This is a genomic window from Flavivirga spongiicola, from assembly GCF_030540825.1.
In the GTDB taxonomy this organism is placed as follows: domain Bacteria; phylum Bacteroidota; class Bacteroidia; order Flavobacteriales; family Flavobacteriaceae; genus Flavivirga; species Flavivirga spongiicola.
In genome coordinates, this window is sequence record NZ_JAUOEO010000001.1 from 2,652,898 (window position 1) to 2,664,345 (window position 11,448).

At 33.8% G+C, this 11,448-nt stretch carries 12 protein-coding genes; 2 read left to right on the plus strand and 10 right to left on the minus strand.

Annotation, left to right across the window (positions count from 1 at the left end):
* Nucleotides 1–8 precede the first annotated feature (8 nt).
* The 9 genes from frr to Q4Q47_RS10740 form a co-directional block, all read right to left on the minus strand.
* Nucleotides 9–566 (minus strand): ribosome recycling factor, encoded by a 558-nt coding sequence (gene frr / locus Q4Q47_RS10700; RefSeq protein WP_303306651.1) that lies wholly within the window; start codon nt 564–566, stop codon nt 9–11.
* A 138-nt stretch (nt 567–704) separates the two neighbouring features.
* On the minus strand, nt 705–1,412 hold the full coding sequence (pyrH, locus tag Q4Q47_RS10705; protein WP_303306652.1) for a UMP kinase: 708 nt from the start codon (nt 1,410–1,412) through the stop codon (nt 705–707).
* A 111-nt stretch (nt 1,413–1,523) separates the two neighbouring features.
* A complete protein-coding gene (locus Q4Q47_RS10710; RefSeq protein WP_303306653.1) occupies nt 1,524–2,162 on the minus strand; it encodes a TlpA disulfide reductase family protein in 639 nt (212 codons plus the stop codon).
* 146 nt (nt 2,163–2,308) lie between these two features.
* Nucleotides 2,309–3,283 (minus strand): translation elongation factor Ts, encoded by a 975-nt coding sequence (gene tsf, locus Q4Q47_RS10715; RefSeq protein WP_303306654.1) that lies wholly within the window; start codon nt 3,281–3,283, stop codon nt 2,309–2,311.
* A gap of 85 nt (nt 3,284–3,368) precedes the next feature.
* Nucleotides 3,369–4,199: a 30S ribosomal protein S2 gene (gene rpsB / locus Q4Q47_RS10720; RefSeq protein ID WP_303306655.1), complete on the minus strand. Its 831-nt coding sequence runs from the start codon at nt 4,197–4,199 to the stop codon at nt 3,369–3,371.
* Nucleotides 4,200–4,414: 215 nt separating this feature from the next.
* Nucleotides 4,415–4,801 carry a 30S ribosomal protein S9 gene (gene rpsI, locus Q4Q47_RS10725; protein WP_303306656.1) on the minus strand — a complete coding sequence of 129 codons (387 nt, stop codon included), beginning with the start codon at nt 4,799–4,801 and terminating at the stop codon, nt 4,415–4,417.
* The gene (gene rplM, locus Q4Q47_RS10730; protein ID WP_303306657.1) at nt 4,801–5,256 is read right to left on the minus strand and encodes a 50S ribosomal protein L13; all 456 of its coding nucleotides are present in this window, start codon (nt 5,254–5,256) and stop codon (nt 4,801–4,803) included. The genes rpsI and rplM overlap by 1 nt, the downstream gene beginning before the upstream one ends.
* Nucleotides 5,257–5,421: 165 nt before the next feature.
* A complete protein-coding gene (locus Q4Q47_RS10735) occupies nt 5,422–6,501 on the minus strand; it encodes a DUF3179 domain-containing protein (protein ID WP_303306658.1) in 1,080 nt (359 codons plus the stop codon).
* A 5-nt stretch (nt 6,502–6,506) separates the two neighbouring features.
* Nucleotides 6,507–7,478 (minus strand): hypothetical protein, encoded by a 972-nt coding sequence (locus Q4Q47_RS10740; RefSeq protein ID WP_303306659.1) that lies wholly within the window; start codon nt 7,476–7,478, stop codon nt 6,507–6,509.
* Between the two features lie 138 nt (nt 7,479–7,616).
* On the opposite strand from Q4Q47_RS10740, the gene Q4Q47_RS10745 reads away from it, so the two are divergent.
* Nucleotides 7,617–9,563 carry a YgiQ family radical SAM protein gene (locus Q4Q47_RS10745; protein WP_303306660.1) on the plus strand — a complete coding sequence of 649 codons (1,947 nt, stop codon included), beginning with the start codon at nt 7,617–7,619 and terminating at the stop codon, nt 9,561–9,563.
* A gap of 297 nt (nt 9,564–9,860) precedes the next feature.
* Here Q4Q47_RS10745 and Q4Q47_RS10750 read toward each other — a convergent pair whose 3' ends face one another.
* Nucleotides 9,861–10,703: a hypothetical protein gene (locus Q4Q47_RS10750; RefSeq protein ID WP_303306661.1), complete on the minus strand. Its 843-nt coding sequence runs from the start codon at nt 10,701–10,703 to the stop codon at nt 9,861–9,863.
* Nucleotides 10,704–10,824: 121 nt separating this feature from the next.
* On the opposite strand from Q4Q47_RS10750, the gene Q4Q47_RS10755 reads away from it, so the two are divergent.
* Complete coding sequence (locus Q4Q47_RS10755; RefSeq protein WP_303306662.1) at nt 10,825–11,394, plus strand: hypothetical protein; 570 nt, start codon at nt 10,825–10,827, stop codon at nt 11,392–11,394.
* Nucleotides 11,395–11,448: the final 54 nt, after the last annotated feature.

Consider the following 11,448-nt stretch of genomic DNA (forward strand, 5'->3'; position numbering starts at 1 on the left):
TTTTTAAATTATACGGTCATAATTTCCTTTTCTTTTATATCGAAAAGATCATCAACCTTTTTAACGTAAGTATCAGTCATTTGTTGTACGTCAATTTCAGCATTCTTTATTAAATCTTCCGATATATCGTCTACTTTTTTAATGTCGTGATTAGCATCTTTACGAGCTGTTCTTATACTAACTTTAGCATCCTCAGCTTCAGATTTAGCTTGTTTTGCTAAATCACGTCGACGTTCTTCTGTTAAAGGTGGAACGTTAATAATGATAGTTTCACCATTATTCATTGGGTTAAAACCAAGGTTTGCATAGGCTATACCACGTTCTATTTCTTGTAGCATACTTTTTTCCCAAGGTTGAACGGTAATGGTTCTTCCATCCGGTGTATTTACATTAGCAACTTGACTTAATGGCGTTTGTGACCCATAATAATCTACCATGACGCTACCAAGCATAGCAGGACTGGCTTTCCCTGCTCTAATATTAACAAATTGCTTTTCTAAATGCTTCAGAGCATTATCCATAGCTTCTTTTGTTGAATCTAATATAAATTGTATGTCTTCGTTCATTGTGTCAAACTTTTAGGTCAATATATATGATTATCTATACTTATTCGTTAAAATGACTTGTACAAATGTTATTCGCATTTTAATTTATTGGTTCAAAACCAAATACGAATATACTTATTTCAAAAATTACGCCAAATATTATAAGTTAACTTCAGTACCAATTTTTTCGCCAGAAACTACTTTTAATAAATTACCTTTTTTATTCATATCGAAAACAATAATAGGTAATTCATTTTCTTGGCTAAGCGTAAATGCTGTGGTATCCATTACTTTTAACCCTTTACGTAAAACATCATCAAAAGATATGAAATTAAATTTAATAGCATTGTTATCTTTTTCGGGATCTTTATTATAAATGCCATCAACACGGGTTCCTTTTAAAATAACATCTGCTTCAATCTCTATAGCCCTTAAAACGGCAGCAGAATCTGTAGTGAAATAAGGGTTTCCTGTACCACCGCCAAAAATAACGACACGTCCTTTTTCTAAATGACGCATGGCTTTTCTTCTAATAAAAGGCTCGGCAACTTCGTTAATTTTAATTGCTGTTTGTAAACGTGTTGGTATATCGGCATCTTCTAAAGCGCCTTGTAAGGCTAAACCATTAATAACGGTTGCCAGCATACCCATATGGTCACCTTGTACACGGTCCATACCTTTGCTAGCTCCTGCGACACCTCTAAAGATGTTTCCACCTCCAATAACAATGGCAACTTCTACACCTTTATTTGTAATGGTTTTTATGTCTTGTGCATATTCTGCTAATCGCTCTGGGTCGATACCATATTGGCGATCTCCCATTAATGCTTCCCCTGATAGTTTAAGGAGTATTCTTTTGTATTTCACAGTTTATTTTTGATTTGTGAGGTTTCCGTCCAAGCGGAAACTAAAGTTTTGCAAATATAGTGAATATACTATTTTATGAAAGAAGATTTTATTGTTTACGTTTAATAGTTTTTATTTTTCTAATAATTCGTTTATTACTTTTTTATATTCACCAATTATTAATTGTTTGTCGCTATTCGAATTTACAGCAAACCCTGTCTTAATGTATTTTATAATGCCATCTTTGTCTATTATAAAAGTTGTTGGAAACCCTAAAACATTGAAGTTATTATAAGTATAATTACATTCAATTCCCATTTTTGTATAGTCACTATATTTCTTAGTATCGCAAACGGGAATAATTTCATATTCAATGATAGGTGCTTTTAAGACTTTTCTAACTTGAGACGGAACATTTTCTTGGTATTCTTTATTATTAAAAGAATTTAAATCTTCTGCAATTTGGGGTGCTATTGATAATAAAACAAAATCCTTGTCTTTATACTCTTTATTAATTTGATTTAAATATTCTATTTCTTTCATGCAAGGAGGGCAACCTATAAACCAAAAGTTGATAAGAATTACTTTTCCTTTAATTTTACTATTATCCCATGAAATACCTGATAAGCTTGTACCTGAAAAATCAGGAAGCTTTTTATTTAATAAAGCTTCTGGGTGCCGCATTTTATTAATAGCAATTGAATCTATTTGACTAAATGAACTAATTGTTAGTAAATTGAAAACCATTAATATGGTTGCTAGTTTTTTCATTTGTTAGGTTTTTGTAAAATACTTAGGTGTTAAACGAAGAGAATTATTTTTTAGTGTTAAAAGTATAATATAATAAAAGCCACTATTCTAACTAAAGAATAGTGGCTTTTATTATTAGGATTCCTGTCTGCACAGGAATTTATTTATTACCCTACAGAAGCACGTTTGAAACCTGTGATTTCAACATCGCCGTAAGATGTTACATATTTAGCAACATTTATCTTTTCATCTTTAATGAAGTTTTGATCTAATAAACATTTTTCTTGATCAAGAGTTGTGTTATCAGAAATAAAACGCTCCATTTTCCCTGGTAAAATTCTATCCCAGATTTGTTCTGGCTTACCTTCAGCTTTTAATTCAGCTTTAGCATCTTCTTCAGCTTTAGCTAAAACCTCAGGAGTTAATTGTGCCATAGAAATAAACTGAGGTACATTTTTAAGTGTTTTACCTAAACGACCTAATTCAATATTATCTTTTTCAATAACTGCAATTCTAGCTTCTGTTTCTGAAGCAATAAACGCAGGATCGAAATCTTTATAAGATAAAGTAGTTGCTCCCATAGAAGCTACTTGCATAGCTACGTCTTTAACTAATGTCTCAGCGTTATCTACTTTCGAAGATAAACCTACTAATGCAGCAATTTTATTGATATGCACATAAGTTCCAACAAAAGGAGCTTCTAATTTTTCAAAAGCAGTGATGTCTAGTTTTTCACCAATAACACCAGTTTGTTCAGTTAGTTTATCTGCAACGGTCATGCCTCCAAAATCACCAGCTAAAAAATCTTCTTTTGTATTATAGTTTAAAGCAATTTCAGCTAATTCATTTGCTAATGCTATAAAATTTTCATTTTTACCAACAAAATCAGTTTCGCAACCTAATACGATAGCAACCCCTTGAGTTTGGTCTGCATTAATTTTGGAAATAGCTGCACCTTCAGAAGAATCTCTGTCAGCTCTTTTTTCGGCTACTTTTTGTCCTTTTTTACGTAATACTTCAATGGCTTTGTCAAAATCGCCTTGAGCTTCAACTAAAGCTTTTTTGCAATCCATCATACCAGCACCAGTTGCTTGTCTTAGTTTGTTTACCTCTGCTGCTGTAATTTTTACTGTAGATTCCATATCTTATTTAATTTAAAAAAGTCGTTCAAATAATTTCGGCTAAGAAAAAAATTAAACGACTTATTTGTATTGTGTAATTGTTAATTTATTCTTCTTCTTCGGCTGCAACTGTTTTAGCTGGAGCAGCTTTCGCCTTAGGAGCCGCATCTTTAGCCGGAGTGTCTTTAGCTGGAGCAGCTTTAGCTTTAGCCTTTGGAGCTTCAGTAGCAGACGCTGTAGCATCTTTTTCTGCTTTGCGTTCAGCTAAACCATTAGCGATAGAAGCTGTAACGTGAGTTAAAATTTTATCAATTGATTTAGAAGCATCATCATTTGCAGGGATTACATAATCAACTTGACGTGGGTCAGAGTTGGTATCTACCATTGCAAAAATAGGAATGTTTAATTTTTGTGCTTCTTTAATCGCGATATGCTCACGCTTAATATCTACAACAAATAAAGCGCCTGGTAAACGAGTCATATCGTTAATAGAACCTAAGTTTTTTTCTAACTTAGCTCTTAAACGATCTACTTGTAAACGCTCTTTTTTAGAAAGCGTCATAAACGTACCATCTTTCTTCATTCTATCAATAGAAGCCATTTTTTTAACAGCTTTTCTAATAGTAACAAAGTTAGTTAGCATACCACCTGGCCATCTCTCTGTGATGTAAGGCATGTTAATAGAACCAGCTTTTTCTGCTACGATATCTTTTGCTTGTTTTTTTGTTGCAACGAATAAAATTTTGCGACCAGAATTAGCAATTTTGCTTAATGCAGCACCTGCTTCATCAATTTTTGCCGCTGTTTTATAAAGGTTGATAATATGGATACCGTTGCGCTCCATATATACGTAAGGAGCCATGTTTGGATCCCATTTACGTGTAAGGTGACCGAAGTGTACACCTGCTTCAAGTAATTCTTTTACTTCTACTGCCATTTTGTAATAGTTTACGTTCTGTTGAATTAGCAATGTTCCATTCAGCTTTTAGCTTTTGGCTTCATTTAGATGCTAAACTAAATCCTGTCTTTTGGACTAGGACAACAATAACTAGTTTTTTTAAAATGCTGAATTTATTTCAGCAACTTTTTAATTTTTATTTTTGAACATGATAAAGGTATCTGAGAAACAGATCCTGAATCCAGTTCAGGATTTTAACGTTTAGAGAATTGGAATTTCTTACGCGCTTTTTTCTGTCCGAATTTTTTACGCTCCACCATTCTTGGATCTCTAGTTAATAAACCTTCTGGTTTTAAAGTTGATCTGTTTTCAGCATCTAATTCGCACATGGCGCGAGATATAGCTAAACGAACAGCTTCTGCTTGACCTGTAATACCTCCTCCAAATACATTTACTGTAATATCAAAGTTGCTATCATTGTTAGTCATAACTAAAGGTTGTTTTACTTTGTACTGTAATGTTGCAGTAGTAAAGTAAGACGTTATGTCTTTTTTATTAATCGTGATGTTCCCTTTTCCTGGGGCAACATACACACGAGCAACAGCCGTCTTTCTACGACCAATTTTGTGAATTACTTCCATTATTTGAATTCGTTTAAGTTAATTGTTTTAGGTTTTTGAGCTTCATGAGTATGAGCTGAACCAACAACAACATTTAAATTACGGAATAAATCTGCACCTAATTTGTTTTTAGGCAACATTCCTTTTACTGATTTTTCTACCACTCTTGCTGGGTCTTTTCCAAACAATTCTGTAGCAGTTAAACTTCTTTGACCACCTGGATAACCTGTGTGACGAATGTACGTTTTATCGTTCCATTTGTTTCCAGATAAGCTGATTTTTTCTGCATTGATAATAATAACGTTATCGCCGCAATCAACATGTGGTGTGAAGTTTGGCTTGTGCTTACCTCTTAAAAGTTTTGCGACTTTAGAAGCGAGACGACCAAGTGCTTGACCTTCAGCATCAACTAAAACCCACTGCTTGTTTACAGTAGCCTTGTTGGCTGAAATCGTTTTGTAGCTTAATGTATCCACACTAATTAATTTTTATTTATTAAACATTCCTCTCTCAAAAAGAGTTTGCAAATTTACGATTATATATTTGATTATCAAATAGAGGAGTGATATTATTTCATGTAAAATTTTCACATCGAAATTTATTGATAAATTGTATGTTAGATACTGGGTTTTAACGGCTGCTTATTGAGGTGTATAAATTTCTGGATTTGGGTAAAAAGCCGCTATAGCAAACCAATAGCTTACAACAGATTTCGCTCCTAAAAGTGTTTCTCCCAATCTCGGACCTTCAATAGCTTTGCCGAAAATGGACCATTTGTTTCCTTCATTATCTTTAAAGAAAACGCCAGAACTACTAAAATCGTAATCAAAAGTTAAATTTTCATGATCAATAGATAGTTTAAATCCGTAGATTAAATCTTCGTTACCTACAATTAAATAGCTGGTACCGTTAAAGGTCTCTCTAATTACGTGCCCATTATTGAAGTTTGAAAATTGATAGACCTTAGACTTGTTATTATCTATAATTGCATAAACACGATCTTTATTAGGTAAAGCAGAGTTGGTAATTGAAGGTGTAAATATGAATCGAGCATTATTTGTTGAATAATCTCCGTAAGGATAGGTGTCATAAGTTCTTGAAAAACCTGTTTGTGTTGTTAAAACTTCTGTATTTGGGTAAAGTGCTCTCCATGTTTTCCAATTAGTTTCTACAACATCAATTAATTTTGGCTTATCGTTAATTAGTTGTCCGTTTACACATTCAAGCCCTAATTGGGACCAATTGCTATCTGTATTCCTGTCATATAATATAAGATTCGCATTGTATAGCAAGCCAGACACACCAAAAGTGGTAAAAGCTCCATTACTTTTGCTTTCCCAAGCGAAAGCAGTCCCAGTTAATGGACAATAACTTAAAGTGATAAAGGTGTTATCTATTTCGTCGTTAACTACTTCATGCCAATCTAAGATAATGTGCGGATAAGCCTTTGCTTGGTTACCTTTTACAATTCCGACAACAAGATCATCATCATTTAGAAAGTTGGCATTATTGACAGTAGTAAAATTAGGATTATCAATTGATGGAATGCCGTCTTTACCTGGGCCCCCGTCTTTGACTTCTGAAATAGGTATTGACCATTGTCCAGAAATATTATTATTGTTACTATTCTCAGGAGAGATGTAATTACTAGCATCGTTACTGCTACTACAGGAAATTAGCAACGAGCAACATACAAATAAGTAAAAAACTTTTTTTTTCATAGCGTTTAATTTAATTGTAAAACATTCTTTTTAGGATTTATTTTTAGTAAAAATCCAGAGGTAATTCTATAAGTTGGTGTTAGTTGTGTACCGTCAACATTATTATAAATAGGTAATTCTGCCTTCGTAGAAAACACGATGTTAGGTGTTAGGTTAATTGAGAAGTTGGGTATTATAGAAACCCAATTACCACCTGTATTATCTAAGTTGAAACCATCAATTTTATCTTGCCTTGCATTTCTATATTTAAATGAAAGGCTAGGGGTTGATAAAGTTTTAAATAGTGCAAATTGATCTGAGAAACTTATAAACCCTTGAAATTCATTACCGAATTTATAGGAGCTATTTCCAAAATAAGAATCATTTGTTCCTGTACTTCTATAAATGGCTCTCGAAGAAAACGTTAGTGAAGGTCTAAAGTTAAAGTTCTTAGAAAAAGAGGACCAATAAATAATGTCCCAGGCATTACTTCCGGGCTGTAAATCGGCATTCAATGTGATTCCCTGATCGTTTGTTTCTGTGGATGACCCTAAAGGAATTTTTGAGCCTAGACCAATGGCGATGTTACTTTCTTTACCTAATATTTCGGGAAAGTTATATTTTAACAATAAGACAGCATCTCCAATACCCGAAGTTTGATCTAAGTTTTCATTTCCAAATTGCGAAATTTTCCGTCTTTGATTTACCCAAGTGAATAAACCTTCGATTGACAGTCTATTGGTAATAGAATAATTGGTGTTCAATAAAACCGAATGCGTGATACGTAATCTAGAATTGTCATTTAGAGTTTCAGTACCCGAATTTAAGGTGTTTAAATTATTGTAATCATAGCTCAAACCTATTTGAATAGTACCTTTTTCCTGTTGAGCCAATCCTAAATTATTCGATAAGGGGATGCCGCCAGAACAGCAAGTTTGAGCACTAATTGGGGTAATAACTAAAACACACAAAATGAAAAAAAGTTCTCTAAAATTCATGGCAAATCTCTAAACGCTATATAAGGTGTCGTTAAAAAATAAGTAGCCTTACTAATTTTAACATTAATAATGATTTACATATATGATTCATTTGTCTATTTTATTTAAGAGTCAATTTTTGCCTACTTTTGCAGAGTTATGCAAGAGCTAAAACTTTCAGATTGGTTACCTACCACAAACAAAGAGGTTAAAATACGTGGTTGGGAAGAACTAGACGTTATTTTATTTAGTGGTGATGCTTATGTAGACCATCCGTCGTTTGGTCCTGCTGTAATTGGGCGTATTTTAGAAAGTTATGGTTTGCGTGTAGCTGTGGTGCCGCAACCTAATGTTAACGATAATCTTCAAGATTTTATAAAATTGGGTGCTCCAAAATTGTTTTTTGGAGTTACAGGTGGTTGTATGGACCCCATGATTAGCAATTACAATGCTAATAAAAAGCGTCGTGATAAAGACGCGTATACGCCAAATGGAGATATTGGTTTTCGGCCAGATTATGCCACAACAGTTTATTCTAAAATATTAAAAGAAAAATGGCCTGACGTTCCTGTTTTAATTGGCGGTATTGAAGCTTCTTTACGTCGTGTAACGCATTATGATTATTGGAGTGATAAATTAGTGCCTACTATTTTAGAAAGTTCGAAAGCAGATATGTTGGTTTACGGTATGGGAGAGCAACCTTTAAGAGAGGTTGTTCGCTTGTTGCAAAAAGGCGTGCCTTTTAACAGTATTACTACTATAAAACAAACGGCAGTGCTTTTAGATAAAGGCGCTAAAGTACCTAAGAATAGTAATTGGGAAGATGTTGAAATTGTATCGCACGAAAGGTGCTTAAAGGATAGGAAAGCTTTTGCATCTAACTTTAAAATTATTGAACAGGAATCTAATAAGTTGGCTGCGCGTCGTATTTTTCAGAAAGTAGGTGAGAAGACTTTGATGATTAATCCGCCATACCCTACCATGACGGAAAAGGAAATAGATGCCTCTTTCGATTTACCATATACACGTCTGCCGCATCCTAAATACAACAAACGCGGACCTATTCCTGCGTTTGAAATGATTAAATTTTCTATAAACATACATCGTGGTTGTTTTGGCGGGTGTAGTTTTTGTACTATTTCAGCGCATCAGGGGAAGTTTATTGCATCTCGTAGTCAGGAGTCTGTATTGCGCGAAGTTGACACTGTGGCAAATATGCCAGACTTTAAAGGCTATTTATCAGATATTGGTGGGCCAAGTGCGAATATGTATAAAATGCAAGGGAAAGTACAATCTATATGCGACAAGTGCGTGGCACCTTCCTGTATTTCGCCAGTTATTTGTAGTAATTTAGATACCTCTCATAAACCTTTAACCAAATTATATCAGGCAGTTGATAGTCATCCAAAAGTAAAAAAATCCTTTATTGGTAGTGGTATTCGTCATGATATGCTTGTGCCGGAGTTTAATAAAAATGCGGATGCAAAAGAATTGGATGATTATACTGAAGAGGTGATGACAAAACATGTGTCTGGTAGACTTAAGGTAGCGCCAGAGCATACTAGTGACCCCGTTTTAAAGTTAATGCGTAAACCATCGTTTACTTATTTTCATAAGTTTAAGGAGCGTTTTGATAAGATCAATATTAAAAAGAACTTAAAGCTTCAGTTGATTCCTTATTTTATATCAAATCATCCGGCTTGCGAAGTCGAAGATATGGCCAACCTGGCTGCTGAAACCAAGGATATGGGTTTCCAACTTGAGCAGGTACAGGGTTTTACACCAACTCCTATGACAGTGGCTACCGTCATTTACTATAGCGGGTATCATCCTTATACACTTAAAAAAGTAAATACACCAAAAACACGTAAGGAAAAAGATGAACAGCACCGATTTTTCTTTTGGTATAAAAAGGAAAATAAAGATTGGATTAGAAAGACCTTAAGTAAATTGGGGCGTCAGGATTTATTAAAAGTCTTATTGCCAGAAAACGACAAATGGCGAAAAAATAAACCTGGTAAACCTAAGCATACTTTTGATGATGCAGTTCCTTTTAACAAGCGAAAGAATAAGGCTAAGTTTCGGTCAAAAAGGAAGCACAATTAACGGGTTTTTATAAAAAAGCATAATCTATTTGCTGTAAAAAAAAATGAAATCTAACAAGTTGATTAGTGGTTTCAACTAATAATACCATTCCTAACTTAAAATTACTCACCAAAATTTGCCCTTTTCACCTATGCTTTAAAATAAAAATTAACCGTAGCGAAGGCTATGTTTGCATTTTCTTTTTCACCTATGTAAAAAGTCGCTGTGTTTTATTTGAACAATTTTAAATCAGAACTGGTATAAGGAATCGTTTTTATGAAATTTTAGAGTGTTAAAAGCATAGGTTTTTATTTCTCTTTAATTTTTACAGGTTGCACAACATCCACACGAACTAGTAATTTCACTATCAAGTTTTCTGGAATAAGATTTTATCTCTTCTAAAAATGTTTTTGTGTTTGGGGATCTATAAATTTGGCGTTTTAAATCTGTAAGATAGGTGCTGCTTAAGCAATTTGATGCTTTAATATGCTCAAGGGCATAATCAATTGTAGTATTCATCCATTCCCACCCATAACCTTCATAAGCACCTAATTCCAGTCCATATATAAGCTTTCCAAGACCAAATAAGGTATGGCAGTTAACTGCTTTTGAACCCGAAGCACCTTCTTCAAAGACATAATACACATTATACCCCGCAAAATTGAATACGAAAGCTGTTAATGGCACATTTTTCTTCTTATTATAAACAAAGGTATAGGTATGAGATCTGTGCCTAGGATACCAATCATGAACACCAGACGAAGAGGCAGTTGTGCTAACCTGTGTTATGTTGGCATTGTAGGCGTAGTTTGGGTATTGACTAATACTAGTGATATTATTTGCTGCATATACATTGGCAATCGTCCATTTATAACCACAGGCTGTTCTGCAGTTTTTACATGTAATGGTTATGGTAAATCGTTCTCCATTCTGTAATTGAGATAAATTTTTATTGAATTTCCAGATAATATCATAAGTACCAACACAATTGGTTCTGTAGGTTCTGTTAAAAGCTATACTGCCGCCATACTGATCTGCCTTAACGGAGGCGTTAAACTCGTTTGAACGTTTTTGAACGATATCCTTAAGCCCAATGTTTTGAGAGGATACACCGGTTGTAAATAGTATGATAATAATGAGAGATAAAGAAATTGATTTCATGATGTTAAGGTTTTATAACAAAACTATTGACAGAGCTTTGAGTATCAAATACCTATAATTAGGTATTTGATTGATTGAGAAGGTGCTATAATTTTACTTGAAACCTAAAAACAGCAATAAAATGAAGTTAGTAATAAAGTATATGTTTTTATTATTTCTAGGGTTTTGCTTTGGTTGTGATGAGCTGGAAGAACTATTTGAGGAAGAAATTGAAGTACAATCTACTTTTATTACTGAACTTGAAGTTAATGTTCCTAATGGTAGTACTCCAGATGAAGCCATGAACTTTGAATCTAACTTTGGGGTTTGGAATTTTGCTGAAGACCCTAATATAGTAGACTTTCTTGGCTCTCCAGACGAGATTACAAAAATTGAAATTAATAGCGTGCGTTATTTTTTTAAAAATGTTCAAGGAAATCCTGATGCTTTTGTTGAAGGGCAAATAACTTTTTCTGTCGGGCAAGGAGGTGAATCTTTTGATACCGTGGTAACTAATTTGGCACAGGCAGATTTTAATAATACACTTTTCACCCTAGACGGAGATTTCTCTAACGTTAATACTGCTATTACCATGTTTAGATCTATTGGATTTTTGTATCATGGTTCTGTGTCTGATAATCCTGTGAGTTTTATAACAGATGTTTCTATTACGGTTACCGTTACTATTAAACCGAGTTTAGATAACCTTTGAAAGTTTTTAGTTTAGGGGTGTTTCCTAATGAGTCTCTAACCAATAACCTTCAAG